This window comes from Subtercola sp. YIM 133946 (assembly GCF_036553535.1).
GTDB lineage: Bacteria > Actinomycetota > Actinomycetes > Actinomycetales > Microbacteriaceae > Subtercola.
Genome location: NZ_JAZHPE010000047.1, coordinates 1 through 16,841 on the forward strand (window position 1 = coordinate 1; position 16,841 = coordinate 16,841).

Annotated in this window: 20 protein-coding genes; 17 read left to right on the top strand and 3 right to left on the bottom strand. The window is 68.6% G+C overall.

Going from position 1 to position 16,841, the window contains the following annotated elements; all coding sequences use genetic code 11:
• The first annotated feature begins 276 nt into the window (after nucleotides 1-276).
• Nucleotides 277-1,104, top strand: coding sequence for an LLM class F420-dependent oxidoreductase (locus V3W46_RS16175; RefSeq protein ID WP_331784172.1), 828 nt, complete (start codon nucleotides 277-279; stop codon nucleotides 1,102-1,104).
• 183 nt (nucleotides 1,105-1,287) lie between these two features.
• Nucleotides 1,288-2,895 carry a glycosyltransferase family 39 protein gene (locus V3W46_RS16180; protein WP_331784173.1) on the top strand — a complete coding sequence of 536 codons (1,608 nt, stop codon included), beginning with the start codon at nucleotides 1,288-1,290 and terminating at the stop codon, nucleotides 2,893-2,895.
• Between the two features lie 39 nt (nucleotides 2,896-2,934).
• On the opposite strand, the gene V3W46_RS16185 is transcribed toward V3W46_RS16180, so the two are convergent.
• Nucleotides 2,935-4,080, bottom strand: coding sequence for a glutamate--cysteine ligase (locus V3W46_RS16185; protein ID WP_331784174.1), 1,146 nt, complete (start codon nucleotides 4,078-4,080; stop codon nucleotides 2,935-2,937).
• Between the two features lie 214 nt (nucleotides 4,081-4,294).
• On the opposite strand from V3W46_RS16185, the gene rpsP reads away from it, so the two are divergent.
• The 6 genes from rpsP (at nucleotide 4,295) to V3W46_RS16215 (ending at nucleotide 8,225) form a co-directional block, all read left to right on the top strand.
• Nucleotides 4,295-4,726, top strand: coding sequence for a 30S ribosomal protein S16 (rpsP, locus tag V3W46_RS16190; protein ID WP_331784175.1), 432 nt, complete (start codon nucleotides 4,295-4,297; stop codon nucleotides 4,724-4,726).
• Between the two features lie 3 nt (nucleotides 4,727-4,729).
• Nucleotides 4,730-4,966: an RNA-binding protein gene (locus V3W46_RS16195; protein WP_331784176.1), complete on the top strand. Its 237-nt coding sequence runs from the start codon at nucleotides 4,730-4,732 to the stop codon at nucleotides 4,964-4,966.
• Nucleotides 4,938-5,624: a ribosome maturation factor RimM gene (gene rimM, locus V3W46_RS16200; protein WP_331784177.1), complete on the top strand. Its 687-nt coding sequence runs from the start codon at nucleotides 4,938-4,940 to the stop codon at nucleotides 5,622-5,624. Before V3W46_RS16195 ends, rimM begins: the two co-directional genes overlap by 29 nt.
• 170 nt (nucleotides 5,625-5,794) lie before the next feature.
• Nucleotides 5,795-6,622, top strand: a complete 828-nt coding sequence (locus V3W46_RS16205; protein ID WP_331784178.1) for a hypothetical protein — start codon at nucleotides 5,795-5,797, stop codon at nucleotides 6,620-6,622.
• A gap of 9 nt (nucleotides 6,623-6,631) precedes the next feature.
• Entirely contained in the window at nucleotides 6,632-7,375 is a 744-nt protein-coding gene (trmD, locus tag V3W46_RS16210) for a tRNA (guanosine(37)-N1)-methyltransferase TrmD (protein WP_331784179.1), read from the top strand.
• Nucleotides 7,376-7,628: 253 nt separating this feature from the next.
• Nucleotides 7,629-8,225 carry an Ig domain-containing protein gene (locus V3W46_RS16215; protein ID WP_331784180.1) on the top strand — a complete coding sequence of 199 codons (597 nt, stop codon included), beginning with the start codon at nucleotides 7,629-7,631 and terminating at the stop codon, nucleotides 8,223-8,225.
• 67 nt (nucleotides 8,226-8,292) lie between these two features.
• Here the strand turns inward: V3W46_RS16215 and map are convergent, their stop codons facing one another.
• A complete protein-coding gene (map, locus tag V3W46_RS16220) occupies nucleotides 8,293-9,060 on the bottom strand; it encodes a type I methionyl aminopeptidase (RefSeq protein ID WP_331784181.1) in 768 nt (255 codons plus the stop codon).
• A 76-nt stretch (nucleotides 9,061-9,136) separates the two neighbouring features.
• Here map and V3W46_RS16225 point away from each other — a divergent pair, with 76 nt between their 5' ends.
• The gene (locus tag V3W46_RS16225; RefSeq protein WP_331784182.1) at nucleotides 9,137-9,655 is read left to right on the top strand and encodes an MFS transporter; all 519 of its coding nucleotides are present in this window, start codon (nucleotides 9,137-9,139) and stop codon (nucleotides 9,653-9,655) included.
• Between the two features lie 170 nt (nucleotides 9,656-9,825).
• Nucleotides 9,826-10,173, top strand: a complete 348-nt coding sequence (rplS, locus tag V3W46_RS16230; protein ID WP_331784183.1) for a 50S ribosomal protein L19 — start codon at nucleotides 9,826-9,828, stop codon at nucleotides 10,171-10,173.
• A gap of 3 nt (nucleotides 10,174-10,176) precedes the next feature.
• Here rplS and V3W46_RS16235 read toward each other — a convergent pair whose 3' ends face one another.
• Nucleotides 10,177-10,350, bottom strand: a complete 174-nt coding sequence (locus V3W46_RS16235) for a hypothetical protein (RefSeq protein ID WP_331784184.1) — start codon at nucleotides 10,348-10,350, stop codon at nucleotides 10,177-10,179.
• 65 nt (nucleotides 10,351-10,415) lie between these two features.
• Here V3W46_RS16235 and lepB point away from each other — a divergent pair, with 65 nt between their 5' ends.
• The 7 genes from lepB to V3W46_RS16270 all read left to right on the top strand — a co-directional run bounded on the left by lepB (nucleotide 10,416) and on the right by V3W46_RS16270 (nucleotide 16,790).
• A complete protein-coding gene (lepB, locus tag V3W46_RS16240; RefSeq protein ID WP_331784185.1) occupies nucleotides 10,416-11,180 on the top strand; it encodes a signal peptidase I in 765 nt (254 codons plus the stop codon).
• The gene (locus V3W46_RS16245) at nucleotides 11,177-12,019 is read left to right on the top strand and encodes a ribonuclease HII (protein WP_331784186.1); all 843 of its coding nucleotides are present in this window, start codon (nucleotides 11,177-11,179) and stop codon (nucleotides 12,017-12,019) included. Before lepB ends, V3W46_RS16245 begins: the two co-directional genes overlap by 4 nt.
• A 36-nt stretch (nucleotides 12,020-12,055) precedes the next feature.
• Complete coding sequence (locus tag V3W46_RS16250) at nucleotides 12,056-12,379, top strand: DUF2469 domain-containing protein (protein ID WP_104244363.1); 324 nt, start codon at nucleotides 12,056-12,058, stop codon at nucleotides 12,377-12,379.
• Between the two features lie 127 nt (nucleotides 12,380-12,506).
• A complete protein-coding gene (locus tag V3W46_RS16255; protein WP_331784187.1) occupies nucleotides 12,507-12,869 on the top strand; it encodes a YraN family protein in 363 nt (120 codons plus the stop codon).
• Entirely contained in the window at nucleotides 12,866-14,401 is a 1,536-nt protein-coding gene (locus V3W46_RS16260; RefSeq protein ID WP_331784204.1) for a YifB family Mg chelatase-like AAA ATPase, read from the top strand. Before V3W46_RS16255 ends, V3W46_RS16260 begins: the two co-directional genes overlap by 4 nt.
• Entirely contained in the window at nucleotides 14,398-15,900 is a 1,503-nt protein-coding gene (gene dprA, locus V3W46_RS16265) for a DNA-processing protein DprA (protein ID WP_331784188.1), read from the top strand. Before V3W46_RS16260 ends, dprA begins: the two co-directional genes overlap by 4 nt.
• The gene (locus tag V3W46_RS16270) at nucleotides 15,897-16,790 is read left to right on the top strand and encodes a phosphodiesterase (RefSeq protein ID WP_331784189.1); all 894 of its coding nucleotides are present in this window, start codon (nucleotides 15,897-15,899) and stop codon (nucleotides 16,788-16,790) included. The genes dprA and V3W46_RS16270 overlap by 4 nt, the downstream gene beginning before the upstream one ends.
• Nucleotides 16,791-16,841 lie beyond the last annotated feature (51 nt).

A 16,841-nucleotide genomic window follows, 5' to 3' on the forward strand; every position in this document is an offset into this window, starting at 1 on the left:
CAGAGCAGGAGCTCGAGTCGCTGCAGAAGTTCCTGCGCCGCTAGCTGCCCTCGCTGGTTGAGTAGGCCCGGAGGGCCGTATCGAAACCGGCGCTTCGGCTGGGGGTTCGATACGCGGCTGCGCCGCTACCTGCCCCCGCTGGTTGAGTAGGCCCGGAGGGCCGTATCGAAACCGTCGCTTCGGCTGGGGTGTCGATACGCGGCTGCGCCGCTACTCAACCGGCGGATGCGCGCGGCCGCGACACGAGCATCCGGAGCCCGGGCGTAGGCTCGAAGCATGACCTCAGCTGCCACCCGCCCCGTTCGTATCGGCGTTCAGATCGCTCCCCAGCACTCCAGCTACGCAGAGATTCGCGACACCCTCGCCACGCTCGAAGAGCTCGGCGTCGACATCGCCTTCAACTGGGACCACTTTTTTCCCCTCAGCGGCGACCCCGAGGGCCTGCACTTCGAGGGCTGGAGCATGCTCGCCGCCTGGGCCGAGCAGACCACGAGCATCCAGTTCGGCCCACTGGTCACCTGCAACACCTACCGCAACCCCGACCTGCTCGCCGACATGGCCCGCACCGTCGACCACATCAGCGCCAAGAACGGCGCCGAGGGCCGCCTCGTGTTCGGCATCGGTTCGGGCTGGTTCGAACGCGACTACGACGAGTACGGCTACGAGTTCGGCACCGTCGGCCAGCGACTGGATGCCCTGGCCGAGGCCCTGCCCCGCATCGAGTCGCGCTGGTCGAAGCTGAACCCGGCGCCGACGCGCAAGATCCCCGTGCTGATCGGCGGTGGCGGCGAGAAGAAGACGCTGCGCATCGTCGCCACCCACGCCGACATCTGGCACAGCTTCGCCGACACCGAGACGCTGGAGCGCAAGCTCGGCATTCTGCGCGCACACTGCGAGGCCATCGGCCGCGACTTCGACGAGATCGAGATCTCGACCGGAACCAACGCCCGCACCGGTGCCGGCGGCGACGGCGATGTCGCCTCGCGCGAGGCGCAGCTCGCCCTCGGCGCGACCCTCTTCACCCTCGGCATCACGGGACCGGGCCTCGACACCGCCCCCGTGGCCGACCTGCTCGCCTGGCGCGACGAGGTCAACGCCCGCTGACGCGGCGCGCTGAGGCCGCGCCCCGGAGCCGCGTCCGCCCCGGGCCGCGCCCGCTCCGAGCCGCGCCCAGCCCCAGCCGCGCCCGCCATCGCCCCCTATGTCCTGATGTGCGCGCGCCGCCCGGGCGCGAATCCGGCCCGGCAGGCTCTGGCACGTCGGGGCCGCCGGGCGTTATCGTCGAGCATGGCGGGGGCTGAGAAGGGTGTCGACACCGGGGCCCGTGTACCGGCCGCGGCCGCGCCGGGTGCCAGGCGCGGGTCTGCCACGGGTGCCAAAGACGGCGGCCGGGCATCCGCGGGGCCGGGGGAGCGGCGCCTCGCGGCGTTCGCGCGCGGGCCCGTGGTGGGGGCGGCCGGCGCGCTGCTCGTGGTGCTGGCGGCGACCGCGAACCTGTACGGGTTCCATCGCGACGAGCTGTACTTCCGCATGCTGCCGCCCGCGTGGGGCTACATCGACCAACCGCCTCTGACACCGGCGCTCGTGCGGCTGCTGGCGGGGGGCGTCGACGAGCCGTGGGCCATCCGCATTCCCGCCATCGCCTTCGCGGTCGCTTCGGTGTTCGTCGTCGCCCTCATCGCACGGGAGGTCGGCGGCAGCCACCTCGCCCAGGGCCTGGCCGCGTGGGGGTACGCGTTCGGGTCGTTCACCCTCAGCTTCGGGCATGTGATGCTGCCGGCGAGCGCCGATCTGCTGGTGTGGCCCGCGGTGGTGCTGCTGGTCATCCGCACGGTCATGCGACGACAGGGGCAGTGGATGCTCGTGGCCGGTGTGATCGTCGGCCTGAGCACCTACAACAAACTGCTGGTCGTCATGCTGCTCGCCGCGATCGCCCTGGCGCTGGCCGCCCTCGGCCCGAGGTGGATCTTCCGTTCCCCCTGGCTCTACGCAGGCCTCGGCGCGATCGTCGTGATCGGCTTTCCGAACCTGCTGTACCAGCTTCAGAACGGCCTGCCGCAGCTGACGATGGGGCAGGCGCTCAGCGTGCACAACGGCGCGTCGGTGCGGGTGATGATGTGGCCGTTCCTGGCGCTGATGCTCGGGCCGCTGCTGGTGCCGTTCTGGGTGGCGGCGCTGGTGTCGCTGCTGCGGCGGCCCCAGTGGCGATCCTTGCGGTTTCTCGTGCTGGCGTTCGCGCTCGTGCTGCTGTTCATGTTCATCGGAGCGACTCAGTCGTACTACTCCTACGGCCTGCTGGCGTCGCTGTTCGCGATCGGCTGCGTTCCGGTAGCCGAGTTCGCCGCCCGGTCGACGGCGCGGCGCCGACTCGTCTACACAGCGGTGGTGCTGAACTCGGTGGTGAGCGTGGTGATCTCCCTGCCGGTGATTCCCGCGGCGGTGGTCGGGGCGACGCCGATTCCGGCCATCGACCAGGTGGCCGCCGACCAGCTCGGCTGGCCGCAGTATGTCGCCGAGGTGGAGGCGGTAGCGCGCTCAGCGGCCGGTGCCACCGCCGACGGTAGTGCCGCCTCGGGTTCGACGATCGTGCTCGCCAGCAACTACGGCGAAGCCGGCGCTCTCGAACGTTACGGCTCGGCCGACCTTCCGCCCCTCTACAGCGCACACAACGCCCTCATCCGCTCAGGGCCACCCCCGGCCGACACCAGCACCGTCATCGTCGTCGGCTCCCAGGTGCGAACGCTCGGAAACTTCTTCGCCTCCTGCGAGACGGTGGCGCACCTCGACAACGGTGAGGGCGTCGACAATGAGGAGCAGGGCGACCCCATCTCGATCTGCCGCGGCCCGGTCGAGCCGTGGTCGACCCTCTGGCCGAAGCTGGCCCACCTCGACTGACCAGCCGCACCCAGCCAACCCACCCTCGACGGCCCCGCGTCAGGGGCGCGGAGCGGCCAGTCCGTGGCGCAGTTCGTGGGTCAGCGACGAGACGACGGCGTGCAGGCTGCCGCCGTTGTCGGCCGCCACCCGCAGCTGGCGTTGGTAGCTGGCGCCGTGCTCGAGAATGAGGTTGACCTGCTCGAGTTCCGCCGAGCATCCGAGTCGCGAAGCAACCGGAGCAAGCAGCACCAGCAGATCGCGGATCTCGTCGGTGACCAGGCGTTCGTCTCCCGCCGAGTTCAAAATGATCTCGGCGTCGAGCCCGTATCTGGCCGCCCGCCACTTGTTCTCGCGGGCGAACCACGGCTGCAGCGTCACCAGGTCGCGGCCCGCATCGAGCTCAGACGACATGTGCTCGACGAGGCACTGGATGAGCGCCGCGACGGCCCCGATCTCCTGCGGACTCGACAGACCGTCGCAGGCGCGCATCTCGACGGTGCCCCACTTCGGCGAGGGCCGGATGTCCCACCTGACCTCGGTGAAGTCGTCGATGATGCCCGTGGTGGTCATGTCGGCCACATACGACTCGTATTCGCTCCACTCGGTGAACTGGTACGGCAGCCCCGCCGTGGGCAGCTGCTGGAACATCAGCGCGCGGTTCGAGGCGTACCCCGTGTTGACCCCGCCCCAGTACGGGCTCGACGCGCTCAGCGCCTGCAGGTGCGGGTAGTAGGTGAGCAGGCCGTTCAGCAGGGGCAGTACCTTGTCGCGCGACTCGATTCCGACGTGCACGTGGATGCCCCAGATGAGCATGTTGCGGCCCCACCACTGGGTGCGATCGACGAGGCGGTGGTAGCGCTCCTTGTCGGTGACCTGCTGGTCGAACCACTGGGCGAAGGGGTGGGTTCCGGCGCACATCAGCTCGACATCGAGGGGGTCGGTGATGGCGCGCACCTCGTCGAGCTGCGCCAGGAGGTCGGCGACGGCATCCGGAACCGTCTCGTGCACCCGGGTGACCAACTCCACGGTGTTCAGCAGCAGTTCGCCGGTGATCTGCGGATGCTCGGAGCCGTCGTGCTGGCGCAGGGCGTCGAGCACCTCTGTAGCGACCGACACGAGGTCGCCCGTCTGCTGGTCGACGAGGGCGATCTCCCATTCGATGCCGAGAGTGGAGCGGTCAGAGCTGGCGAAGGAGATCTCCATGGATCAACCTTGTCATCGAATCTGGAAAAACCGAGACGAAATGCTCCCGGGATTACTGTGCGGGCCGAAAATCTGACAGAATGGTCAGTCGAGTCTGTGCCCGCCCGACCCTCTAATCAGGCGGAGAGCAGAACCTTAGAACTTATTCTTGGCCGAGTGTGCATCCCCACGCTCACGGCAGGCAGTTCGCCCCCACAAATTATTCAGGAGAATTGTGTCTGTAAAAATCCGTTTGAAGCGCCTGGGCAAGATCCGCGCTCCTTACTACCGCATCGTCGTGGCCGACTCGCGCACCAAGCGCGACGGTCGTGTCATCGAGGAGATCGGCAAGTACCACCCGACCGAAGAGCCCTCGTTCATCGAGGTCAAGTCTGACCGTGCCCAGTACTGGCTGTCGGTCGGCGCTCAGCCCACCGAGCAGGTCGAGGCCATCCTCAAGCTCACCGGCGACTGGGGCAAGTTCAAGGGTGACCCCGACGCCGTGTCGACCGTTCGCGTCAAGGAGCCGAAGGCCGCCTTCGTCGCCGACGAAAAGAAGAAGCCCGTGCTGCGCCCGAAGGCTGCGGCTCCCGCAGCTCCCGTCGCCGCGCCCGCCGACGAGGCCTCAGACGCCCCGGCCGACGACGCCGCTTCGACCGAGGCGTAAGTCTTGCTCGCATCTTCGCTCGAGCACCTCGTGAAGGGGATCGTCGATCATCCTGCCGATGTGCACGTCGTGGCAAAGAACTCACCACGCGGCGAGGTTCTCGAGGTTCGTGTGAACCCCGACGACCTCGGCCGCGTGATCGGTCGTTCGGGCCGCACGGCGAAAGCCCTGCGCACCCTCGTTGCAGCGCTCGCCGACGGCAAGCGCGTTCGTGTCGACGTGGTTGATACCGATTTCTAAGAACGACACCCAACTCAGAGTAGGTCGCCTCACGAAAGCCCACGGGCTGAAGGGTGCGATGAAGCTCGAGCTGTTCACCGACGACCCGGGGCGACGTTTCGTTCCGGGCGCGGTGTTCACGCTGCAAGTGCCGACGTCGTCGCCGTGGCACGGCAAGACCCTCGAGCTGGCCGAGCTGCGCTGGTACAACGGGCATCCGGTCGGCTTCTTCGTCGGTGTGCCCGACCGGTCGGCGGCCGAGACGCTGGCCAAGGCCATCCTCTGGATCGACCATGACCTCGACGAGAAGACCGACGAGGAAGACGCCTGGTTCGACCATCAACTGGTCGGTCTCGCGGTGATTCGCGACGGCGTTCGTATCGGAACGATGACCCAGATCGACCATCTGCCCGCCCAAGACCTGCTGCACGTGGCGACCGTGTCGGGCGAGGTGCTCGTACCCTTCGTGAAGGCCATCGTGCCGGCCGTCGACATCGAGGCGGGCACCATCACGGTGACGCCGCCGCCGGGGCTGTTCGAGGAGCTGCCGGCGTCTGACGCCGACGCCGCTCCTGACGACGATGAAGCGTCCGGCCCCGTCGGTGAGGCTGCTGCCGAGACGTCGGGGCAGGCGATCGTGTCATCCGCCGCTGAGGCAGACGAAGTCCGTTCGGAGTAGGTTCGCGCGGTCATCCGCACCACGAATCGGCGGCGTTCGGCCATACCTCGACTCATTTTACCGATGGTCGGCTCGGTGCCGCCGATTCCCTTTTCCACAGCACGATTTCCTTCTCCACAGATGGCGACGCTCCGGCCGGCCGGGCATCGCGGCTGCGCGATCCTGTACCGATGACCTTCGAAGACGCCGTCGCACGGGCCGGCGGGGTCGTCAGTCACGCGCAGCTGACAGCCCTCGGCTTCTCTGCCGTCGATGCCCGGCGCGCCGTCTCACGCGGCACGGTGACTCGGGTACGGCAGGGCTGGGTCGCCCTTCCCTCCGCTCCACCGCAGATCGTTCGCGCGGTTCGCGTCGGCGGCCGCCTTACGTGTGGTGTCTCCCTCCTGCGGCACCTCGGAGTCTGGTGCTACGACGATCGACGCATCCACGTATCGCTGGGTCGTCACACGAGCCATCTGTCGTCTCCGGATGACTGGGGTCGCCCCATCGACCCCAGCGATGCCGTCGCTCTGCACCGAGTGCCCGACGGCCTCGGTATTCCCCTCGAAGGCGCCACGGATCCGGTCGAGCTGGCGTTGATGCATCTCGTCGACTGCCAGCCCCGAGACGACGCGGTCGCCGCCTTCGATTCTGCGCTCAACCTGAACGCGACAACCCGTTGGCGCCTCGACCGGGTGGCCGCCTCGTTCGCGCAGAAGCACCGCGACGTGATCGCCCTGAGATGGCACACGAACGAATCGGCGTTCTACGATGACCGGCGGCGTGATCTCGTGCTGCACGAGCGCGAGTATCTGGTCATCCGGCTGACGTACGGCCAGGTGATGCATGAGTGGGCCCGCGTCGAACGGCTGATCCGGGCGGCGGTGCAGAGAAACGAGCATCGCTGGAGCGCAAGGCAGCGACGCGATCGCAATCGGGCGGCGCTGAACCCGACCTCGACGCATTCCACCGAGGTTCGGCGGAGGGCCGCCGAACGTGACGTCGAAGGCGCGGGATAGGGTTTTGGCATGCGCATCGACATCGTGACGATCTTTCCCGAGTACTTCGGGGCGCTCGATGTGTCGCTGTTGGGCCGCGCGCGTGAAGACGGCATTCTCGACGTGAACGTGCACGACCTGCGGGCCTTCACGCACGACCGGCACCGCACGGTCGACGACAAACCGTACGGGGGCGGGGCCGGCATGGTGATGAAGCCCGAGCCGTGGGGGGAGGCGCTCGACGCCGTGCTCGAGGTGGATGCCCCGGTGGTCGACGTTCTGACCGTGGATGCCCCGCCCGCCGAACCCGTCGAGGGTGGGCCGATCGTGATCTTCCCGTCGCCCGCGGGCGAGGTCTTCACGCAGGCGATGGCGCGGGAGCTGAGCGGGGCCGAGCACCTGGTGTTCGGCTGCGGACGGTACGAGGGCATCGACCAGCGGGTGTTCGAGTATGCCGGCAGCCGGGCATCCGTTCGCCTGGTGAGCCTCGGCGACTACGTTCTCAACGGCGGGGAGGTTGCCGTGATGGCGATGATCGAGGCGATCGGGCGGCTGATTCCGGGCGTGATCGGCAACCCCGAGAGCCTCGTCGAGGAGTCGCACGAAGACGGCCTGCTCGAGTACCCGAGCTACACGAAGCCGGCCGAGTGGCGCGGGCTCGCCGTGCCGCCGGTGCTGATGGGCGGAAACCACGGTGCCATCGCGGCGTGGCGCCACGCGGCCCAGCTCGAGCGAACCCGCCGCGTGCGGCCCGACCTGCTGCCGCCCGCGTAGCCGCTCGGCCGGCATTTCGCCGAACTCGCGTAACAGACAGGGCCTGGTCGACTCTCTTCAGGTGGGAACCATTCTGCCCGAGCACCCAATCGGGCTTGAACGCGAGAGACAGCAGATGACACCGCTCGAAACCAGCACGCAGCTCACCCAGACCAGAGACCAGTCACTTCAGACCGCAGCACGATCGAGCGCCGCACGATCGAGCAGGGCGAGAACCTCACCGGCCCGAACTTCGACACCTCGGGCGTTCAGGATGCTCGTCCCAGCGCTCGCGCTCGCCGCAGGCCTCACCGCCGGGTTGAGCGCCGTGACGCCGACCGCCGCCGAGGCGTACATCCCGACCGCGCCCGTCATCACCTCCGACGCGCCTCCGCCCGCGATGCAGGGAGTTCCCTATTCGTTCCAGGTGACGGCGACGGGATGGCCGGCGCCCCGCTTCGACGCGGGTGGCCTGCCTGCTGGCCTGACGATGGACGAGTACTCCGGCGTCGTGTCGGGCATCCCGAAGGCGCCGGCAGGTTCCTACACCGTGCAGATCGTCGCCGAGGGAGCCCTGTCGACACTCAACACGTACACCCTCGTAGTGACGAGTGATCCGCCGGTGATCGTCACGACGTCACTCCCACCGGCGTCGCAGTTCGAGTGGTATGCAGCAAAGGTGCGGGTGACCGGAAACCCACTACCCATCGTCGGCGTCGGGCATCTGCCGGCCGGTTTGTCGTGGGATGCCTCGACAGGCACGATCGTCGGAAAGACGACTGCGCCCGCTGGCACGTACCAGGTCCTTGTTCTGGCGAAGAACATCGCGGGCGCGTTCTCAAAGGCGGTGCTCGACCTCGTCGTGAAGTGACCCGACGCAGGCAGAGACCAAGCCGCCACGGGTGAACAGCGGAGAGGAGCTTCGTCAGCTCCTCGAGCTAGGCGCGGGCGCTCAGGATGCGCGGGCCATCGGCCGTGATCGCGATGGTGTGCTCGGCGTGGGCGCCGCGTGAGCCGTCGGCGCTGCGCAGGGTCCAGCCGTCGCGGTCGGTGACGAGCTTGTCGGTGGTCTCGAGGAACCAGGGCTCGATCGCGATGACGAGGCCCGGGTCGAGGTGCACACCGCGGCCCGCCCGCCCGTTGTTCGGAACGTGCGGGTCGCCGTGCATGGTGCGTCCGACGCCGTGGCCGCCGAAATCCGTGTTGATCGTGTAGCCGTCGGCCAGGGCGACCGCAGCGATGGCGGCCGAGATGTCGCCGACCCTGCCGCCGGGCTGGGCGGCGGCGATGCCCGCGTCGAGGGCTCTCGTCGTGGTGTCGATGAGCCGGGCATCCTCAGGCCGGGGAGTGCCGACGATGACCGTCACGGCGCTGTCGGAGACCCAGCCGTCGACAGACGCGGCGAAGTCGAGCGTGAGCATGTCGCCGTCGCGCAGGCGGTAGTCGTGGGGTAGACCGTGCAGCACGGCGTCGTTGACCGAGGTGCACAGCACCTTGCCGAACGGACTTGCGCCGAACGACGGGTGGTAGTCGATGTAGCACGACTCGGCCCCGCGGGCCCGGATCATCTCGTGCGCGATGGCGTCGAGCTTCAGCAGATTGACGCCCACCGCGGCTCGGGCGGCGAGCTCGGTCAGCACCTCGCCCACGAAGATGCCGGCGGTGCGCAACTTCTCGATTTCGGCGGGGGTTCTGAGCTCGATCACTGCGATTCCCTTTGATTTGACTGTGTTTTTCGGTGCCGACGGGCGCAACCTACGTTACCCGCCGTAACCTTGAGAGATGTTCGTTCGTCGAGCTCTCTACTACTGGCAGCCAGCCGCCTTCGTCGTGCTTCCGCTGTGGGTTCTGATCGGCTGGTCGGTCTTCGGCGGCTCGGCCTGGCAGTTCCTGCTGGTGCTGCTCTCGTGCGGCGTTCTGGCGCTCTCCCTGGCCGGCGTGGGCATGCTGAACTTCACGCGCAAGCAGGTTCGAGCCGAGCGTGCGCTGTCGTGGCCGGATGCCGCACTGGCGATCGCCTGGCACGCCGCCATCATCGCAGTCGGGTTTCTCACTCCTGCGACGACCATCCTCGCGGTGGCCGTCGTCGTGCTGGGCCTCGCCGCATTCTGGGTGTCGATCGTCGAGCTCGCCCGTGAGACCCGTCGTCGGGTGCAGGGCGTGTACGACTCGTTCCAGTACATGGCGCAGATGGGTGCTCCGGCGCCCTCAGGCCCCGGCGTGGGTGCCGCGCCCCGGGGGCCGATCGTCGACGAGCACGAATACATCGTGATCGACACGGCTCGCATCCACCAGGAGTAGCGCCGAGCATCCGCCCGCCTTTGCTTTAAGGGGTCGGTTCGTGGCAGAATTGTCGATTGTGCCACCGCCAGGCTCTGCCACAGGGGAGTTCTGCAGTTACGAGTGTGCACACACTCCTTTTTTCTACTTACCCGTAGTCGACCTGTGGCGGTTGCAGAGAGCGATACATCATGCACATTCTTGACGAACTCGACGCGGCTTCGCTGCGCAGCGACGTTCCCGACTTCCGCGCCGGTGACACTGTTCGCGTTCACGTCAACATCATCGAAGGTACTCGCTCGCGTGTGCAGGTCTTTCAGGGAATCGTCATCGGCCGTTCGGGCGAGGGCGTTCGCGAGACCTTCTGCGTTCGCAAGGTCAGCTTCCAGGTCGGCGTCGAGCGTACCTTCCCGGTGCACTCCCCGATCATCGACCACATCGAGGTCGTGACCCGCGGCGACGTGCGCCGTGCCAAGCTGTACTACCTGCGTTCGCTTCGTGGCAAGAAGGCCAAGATCAAAGAGAAGCGCGACGCGTAGGTTTTACGCGATTCGCACGTCGGCTTCGCGCGAACGTTCCATCTCGCGCAGATCGTGAAGGCCGGGCATCCTGAGGGTGCCCGGCCTTTCGTTCGTCAGGGCCGCCGCGGCGAGGCGTGTCGATTCGCTGCTGCGGCTGTGAAAATGCCCATGGCAGGCAGCGTCGTGTCTGATCATCTGAGCGCCTTCCCCATAAAATGGGTCGAGGGCCCAGTGACGTTCAGCGAACCAGAGACAACTCAATGACAGAAACATCGGTGCCGACGCGGCCACGCGGCGGTCGTCGTGGGGGGCGCCGATCGCGCAGCGCGGCCCTCTTCTTTCGCGACATCGTCATCATCTTCGTGGTGGCGCTGCTCGCCTCTGTGCTCATCAAGACGTTTCTGGTGCGCTCGTTCTACATTCCGTCGGGGTCGATGGAGAACACGCTGCAGATCAACGACCGCATCCTGGTCAACGAGCTCGAGCCGAACGTCATCCCCATCGCGCGTGGCGACGTCGTGGTGTTCAAAGACCCGGGTGGCTGGCTGCCCCCGCACGTCGACGCGCCGACCACGCCCGTCGTCACCGCGGTGAACTGGATGCTCGACGCCGTCGGCCTCGCCGCGACCGACAGCAACGACCACCTCATCAAGCGGGTCATCGGGCTGCCGGGCGACCACGTGACGTGCTGCAACGCGCTCGGGCAGATGACCGTGAACGACGTGCCGCTGAGCGAGCCGTACATCACCCTGCCCGACGGGGTGACGAAGGTGTCGGAGGTCGACTTCGACGTCACGGTGCCCGCAGGCTCGCTGTGGGTGATGGGTGACAACCGGTACAACTCGGCCGACTCGCGCTACAACCAAGACAAGCCGGGCGGCGGCTTCGTGCCGATCAGCGACGTCGTCGGCCGCGCACTCTGGATCACGTGGCCCTCCAGCCGCTGGACCTTTCTCGACAACTACTCCGCCGTCTTCCGGGCCGCCAAAGACGCGGCCCCGGGCCCACCGGGCGGTTCGGGATGACCCCGGTCAGTGACCCGACCCTGAAACACGAGCGGGCGCTCGGGCGCCAGGGTGCGCGTCTCGTGATCGGGGTCGACGAGGTCGGCCGTGGTGCTCTCGCCGGGCCGGTCGCGGTGGGGATGTGCGTCATCGATCCGGTGCGCCCGGGGCGGTTCCCGGTAGGGCTTCGCGACTCGAAACTGCTGGCCGAGCCGCGGCGGGAGCAGCTTGCGCCGCTTGCGGCTGCGTGGGCCCGGGCATCCGCTGTCGGGCTGGCGAGCGCGAACGAGGTCGACGAGCTGGGCATCATGGTGTGCCTGGGGCTGGCGGGGGCGCGCGCGTTCGCGTTGCTGCTCGAGGCCGGGGTGGATGTCTCGGGGGCGGTTCTCGTGCTCGACGGCAACTACGACTACCTGAGCCGGCACCTTCCGGTCGCTGGGGTGCCGGCGTCGGCTGCCGCGCCGGCCGTGCCACCGCTGCCGGTCTCCGCGTCGGCTGCCCCGCCGGCCCCGTCGGCCGTGTCGCCGCTCCCGGTCTCCGCATCGGCTGCCCCGTCGGCCGTGCCGCCGCCGTACGCCGCGGCTGGTGGTAGCGAGGGGCCGTCATACCGCGTGACGACCCGCATCAAGGCCGATCGTGACTGCGCCTCGGTCGCCGCAGCCTCGGTCGTCGCGAAGGTGCACCGCGACCGGCTGATGATCGACCTCGACGCCCAGGTGCCGGGCTACGGCTGGGCCAGCAACAAGGGTTACTCGTCGTCGGCGCACTTCGAGGCGCTCGACCTGCTCGGCCCCAGTGCGCATCACCGGCTCACCTGGCTGAAGAGCGAGCGGATGCTCGTGGAGCTCGAGCAGGGCTGAACCTGTCGTCGCCGCCGGGCATAGACTTGTCGAACCATGGAAGAAGATGAGTTCGAGGACTACGACCGCGAGGTCGAGCTGGCCCTCTACCGCGAATACCGCGATGTCGTTTCGCAGTTCAAGTACGTGATCGAGACCGAGCGCCGGTTCTATCTGGCCAACGATGTCGACCTCGTGCGCCGCGATACAGAGCACGACTTCTACTTCGAACTCACCATGAGCGACGTGTGGGTGTGGGATGTGTACCGCTCAGACCGGTTCGTGAAGTCTGTTCGCGTGCTGACGTTCAAAGACGTGAACATCGAGGAGCTGTCGTCGAAGGACTTCGAGCTGCCGAAGGAACTCGCACTCGACGAATAGGGGCATTGCGCTCGCCTCGTGTGCGTCGCCTCCCTCACATCCACGTGAACCCGACGTTCTGCACAGAGTGACCCTTTGCGGCCCGTGAGGCTGCTCTGCTTCGCCAGTCTTGCTGGCGGAGGCAGAAATGAAAGCAAAAGACGAGCTCGGCAGGCGCGGCGAACAACTGGCCTGCGACTATCTCTCGCAGGGCGGGTACGCGGTCGTCGGGCGCAACTGGCGGTGCGCCCAGGGTGAGATCGACGTGATCGCCGAGCGCGGTGGTGTCACGGCGTTCGTCGAGGTGAAGACGCGCTCGGGGCTGCGGTACGGGCATCCGTTCGAGGCGATCACGGTCGCCAAGCTCGCCCGCCTCAAACGCCTGAGCGCTGCCTGGTGCGAGGCGTGCGACGAGGGCGGGCGCCCGCGGCGAATCCGCATCGACCTCATCGGTGTGGTCGCGCCGCCGGGCCGGGTCGCCAGCATCGAGCACCTCGAGGGGGTGTTCTGATGGTGGCGCGCACGTACTCGGTCGCTCTGCTCGGCATGACCGGCTCGATGGTCGAGGTCGAGAGCGACATGGGCAACGGCCTGCCGACCCTGATGATCATCGGCCTGCCCGACACCGCCCTCTCAGACTCCCGGGATCGGGTGCGCTCGGCGGCCGCCAACTCGGGCTGCCCCCTGCCGGTGAGCAAGATCACCGTGAACCTCTCGCCGGCCGCCCTGCCCAAGCACGGCTCCACCTTCGACCTCGGCATCGCCATGGCGATTCTGGCCTCGGCCGGAACCATCTCTGCGACCTCGGTCGAGAGCGTCGTGCACCTCGGCGAGCTGAGCCTCGACGGGCGCCTGCGGCCGATGAACGGCGTGCTGCCCGCGATCGCCGCCGCGGCTCGGGCCGGGTTCCGCACCTTCATGGTGCCGGCCGGCAACCGGCACGAGGCCGAGCTGGTGCCCGGTGTGCGCATCGTTCCCGTCGTCTCGATGCGCGACGCGGCGATCTTCCACGGCGGCGCTTTCGACCCCGTCGAGCTCGAGACCATCGAGGGTAGCGACAGTGTCGCCGACGTCGACCGCGTCGAAGAACTCGCCGACGTCATCGGCAACCCCGATGCCGTTCTCGCGCTCGTCGCGGCTGCCGCCGGAGGCCACCACATGTTCATGCTCGGCCCGCCCGGCGCGGGCAAGACGATGCTCGCCACCCGCCTGGCGGGGCTGCTGCCCGACCTCGACACCGAGCGGGCACTCGAGGTGAGCTCGGTGCGATCCCTGGCCGGAGCCGGCGTGCCGCGGGCCCTCGCAACGCGGCCGCCCTTCGAGAGCCCGCACCACACCGCCACCGCCGCCTCCCTCATCGGCGGCGGCTCCAAGCAGATCCGCCCGGGTGCTGCGGCGCGCGCCTGTCACGGCGTGCTGTTTCTCGACGAGGCGCCCGAGTTCGCCTCCAACGTTCTGGATGCCCTGCGGCAGCCGCTCGAATCGGGCGTGATCAGCATCCATCGCGCCAATGCGGTCGCGAAGTTCCCCGGCAGGTTCCAGCTCGTGCTCGCCGCGAACCCCTGCCCGTGCGGACAGTACGGGGCCGCCGAGTCGAACTGCGTCTGCAGCCCGAACACCCGGCGCCGGTACCTCGCCCGGCTCTCGGGCCCGCTTCTCGATCGCATCGACATTCAGGTTCAGGTGCGGCGTATCACCGCTGGCGAACTGCGCGTGTCGGCCTCCGAGCCCCGGCTCACCACCGAGGAGGCGCGCCGGCGGGTGACGGCCGCCCGCCAGCGCATGGCCGCGCGCCTCTCGGGTACGGGTTGGCACCTCAACAGCGAGGTCTCGGGCGAGTGGCTGAGGGCGGGCCCGTTCCGCCTCGACCACGAGACCACCTCCGCCATCGACCGTGCCCTCGAGCGCGGCGGAATCACCATGCGCGGTTACGACCGCATCCTCCGCGTCGCCTGGACGCTCGCCGACCTCGACGAGGCGTCACAGCCCGGGTTCGAGCACATCGGTCGCGCCCTCTACCTCAGAAAGTCGTTGTCGACATGACCCTCTTCTCTCTCGATGAGTCCGTGGTGATCGAGGCGGTGATGGCCCTGGGTGGCCCGCCCTCCGCGCGAGCATCCGCCCGCGCGGCGGCGGCCGGCAATGGGTCACCCGCCGACGAGTCGCGCGACAACGAATCGGCCGGTGTCAGATCGGCCGCTGGCGCATCGGCCAGCGGCAGATCGCTCGACAGCGAATCGGGCGGAGACCTGTCGGCCGGCGGCGGATCAGCTGGCGCGCGGCGGGGTGAGCTCGATGCGATCGCAGAGCGGTTCGCTCGAGCGACGTTGAGCGGGGTTGCCGAGCCGGGCGACGTCGTGGCCGGCATCGTGGTTCGGGCCCTCGGGGCGACGGCTGCGCTGACGGCGCTGGTCGAACGGCACGACCGCGACCGGGTCGTGGCGGCGCTCGCCGCGGCCGGGGTCGAGGAGGTGCCGCCCGACGCCGTCGCCCAGGCGCTCGAACGGTGGATGCCCCGACTGACCTCGAGCGCGGCACTGATGTCGCTGCGGCTCGCGGCCCGGTGCGGGGCCCAGTTGGTGGTGCCCGGCGACGACGACTGGCCCGCGCCGCTGGCCGACCTCGGCGAGCACGAGCCCCTCGCGTTGTGGGTGCGCGGCGACCGCGGGAGGCTGGGAAGGCTCACGCAGTCCGTCGCGCTCGTCGGCGCACGTGCTGCGACGGGGTATGGCGAGCATGTCGCGATGGAACTGTCGGCTGGGCTGAGCGATCGGGCAGTCGCAATCGTGTCGGGAGCGGCCTACGGCATCGACGGCATGGCGCATCGAGCCGCACTCGCCAGCTCGGGCCTCACTGCAGCGTTCCTGGCTGGGGGCGTCGACCGGTTCTATCCGAGCGGACACGATGGCCTGCTGACGCGCATCGCGCGCGAGGGGTTGATCATCTCCGAGCTGCCCTGTGGGTCGCCGCCGACGAAGTGGCGGTTCCTGCAGCGCAACAGGCTCATCGCGGCCGTCTCGCAGGCGACGGTCGTGGTGGAGGCGGGCAGCCGCAGCGGTTCCCTCAACACGGCCGGGCACGCGGCGTCGATCGGCCGGCCGCTCGGAGCGGTTCCCGGCCCGGTCACCTCGGTTTCGTCGGCGGGCTGTCACCGCCTGCTCCGGGAGTACGACGCGGAATGCGTCACGAGCACCGACGACATTCTGACGATGCTCGCCCCCTTCGGCGACGGTGGGACACACCGAATATCCGCGACCGAGACTGGAGCTGGAGCTGGAGCTGGAGCTGGAGCTGCGGCAGGTGCTGGTGCCGCGGCCAATGGTGGGGCCGACAATCGCAGGCGGGGAGGTCGAGCCGCGGGCCGGTCGGCCGAGGAGGTGCGCGTGCTCGATGCGATGAGCGTGCGGGCGCCGCGGAGCCCGAGCGACATCGCCCGACGGGCCGGGCTGGGGGTCGACAGCACGCGGGCGCTGCTGGGAGTGCTGGCTCTGAATCGCGGTGCGACGGAGACGGAGCGCGGGTGGACGAAGATGGAAGCATGACCTCGAGCACTCCGTCCCACGTCATCGCCCACATCAGCGACACCCATTTCCTGGCCGGGGAGGCGAAGCTCTACGGGGCTGTCGACACCGATGCGACCCTGCGGCAGATTCTGCGCCAGCTGGAGGGCTCGGGCATCCGGTTCGACGCGCTGGTGTTCACGGGTGACATCGCCGATCTGGGCGAAGAAGACGCCTACCGGCGCATCCGGTCGATCGTCGAACCCGCTGCCGAGCGGCTGGGGGCGCAGCTCGTGTGGGTGATGGGAAACCACGACCTGCGCGGCCGCCTGCGCACCGACCTGCTCGATGAGGCGGCCAGCGAAGAGCCCGTCGATCGGGTGTTCGACCTCGACGGGCTGCGGCTGATCGCTCTCGACACCTCGGTGCCGGGGTTCCACCACGGCGAGCTGACGGCGGCGCAGCTCGGCTGGCTGGGGGAGCAGCTGGCGGTGCCGGCACCGGGCGGCACGATCATTGCGCTGCACCATCCGCCGATTCCGACCACGCTGCCGCTCATGCCGATTCTCGAGCTGCAGGAACAGCAGCTGTTCGCCGACGTGATCCGGGGCACGGATGTTCGCGGCATTCTCGGTGGGCACCTGCACTACTCGACGCACTCGTTGTTCGCCGGCATTCCGATCTCCGTTGCCGCGGCGACCTGCTACACGATGAACATCGCCGCACCGCGGAGGGTGCTCTGCGGGGTCGCGGGCGGACGGTCGATCAACCTCGTGCACGTCTACGACGACCAGGTCGTTCACTCGGTGCTGCCGATCGGCGACTTCGAGGCCGTGAGCGAATTTCCGGCCGACTTCGTCGAGCGGGTCGAGGCGCTGTCGCCCGAGGGCCAGCGCGACGCCTTCTCGCGCCAGTCGCCGCCCGCTACCTGACAAGGCCCACCGGCGCGGGCGCGCGCCCGTTCGAGGTGGGTGGGGCATTCT

Coding starts and splice junctions, on each gene's coding strand:
- V3W46_RS16205 (WP_331784178.1), top strand. CDS start 5,795: ATGACCTTCGAAGACGCCGTCGCACGGGCCGGCGGGGTCGTCAGTCAC.
- V3W46_RS16225 (WP_331784182.1), top strand. CDS start 9,137: ATGTTCGTTCGTCGAGCTCTCTACTACTGGCAGCCAGCCGCCTTCGTC.
- V3W46_RS16180 (WP_331784173.1), top strand. CDS start 1,288: ATGGCGGGGGCTGAGAAGGGTGTCGACACCGGGGCCCGTGTACCGGCC.
- dprA (WP_331784188.1), top strand. CDS start 14,398: ATGACCCTCTTCTCTCTCGATGAGTCCGTGGTGATCGAGGCGGTGATG.
- trmD (WP_331784179.1), top strand. CDS start 6,632: ATGCGCATCGACATCGTGACGATCTTTCCCGAGTACTTCGGGGCGCTC.
- V3W46_RS16245 (WP_331784186.1), top strand. CDS start 11,177: ATGACCCCGGTCAGTGACCCGACCCTGAAACACGAGCGGGCGCTCGGG.
- lepB (WP_331784185.1), top strand. CDS start 10,416: ATGACAGAAACATCGGTGCCGACGCGGCCACGCGGCGGTCGTCGTGGG.
- V3W46_RS16215 (WP_331784180.1), top strand. CDS start 7,629: ATGCTCGTCCCAGCGCTCGCGCTCGCCGCAGGCCTCACCGCCGGGTTG.
- V3W46_RS16235 (WP_331784184.1), bottom strand. CDS start 10,350: ATGATCAGACACGACGCTGCCTGCCATGGGCATTTTCACAGCCGCAGC.
- rplS (WP_331784183.1), top strand. CDS start 9,826: ATGCACATTCTTGACGAACTCGACGCGGCTTCGCTGCGCAGCGACGTT.
- V3W46_RS16255 (WP_331784187.1), top strand. CDS start 12,507: ATGAAAGCAAAAGACGAGCTCGGCAGGCGCGGCGAACAACTGGCCTGC.
- V3W46_RS16270 (WP_331784189.1), top strand. CDS start 15,897: ATGACCTCGAGCACTCCGTCCCACGTCATCGCCCACATCAGCGACACC.
- V3W46_RS16185 (WP_331784174.1), bottom strand. CDS start 4,080: ATGGAGATCTCCTTCGCCAGCTCTGACCGCTCCACTCTCGGCATCGAA.
- V3W46_RS16175 (WP_331784172.1), top strand. CDS start 277: ATGACCTCAGCTGCCACCCGCCCCGTTCGTATCGGCGTTCAGATCGCT.
- V3W46_RS16250 (WP_104244363.1), top strand. CDS start 12,056: ATGGAAGAAGATGAGTTCGAGGACTACGACCGCGAGGTCGAGCTGGCC.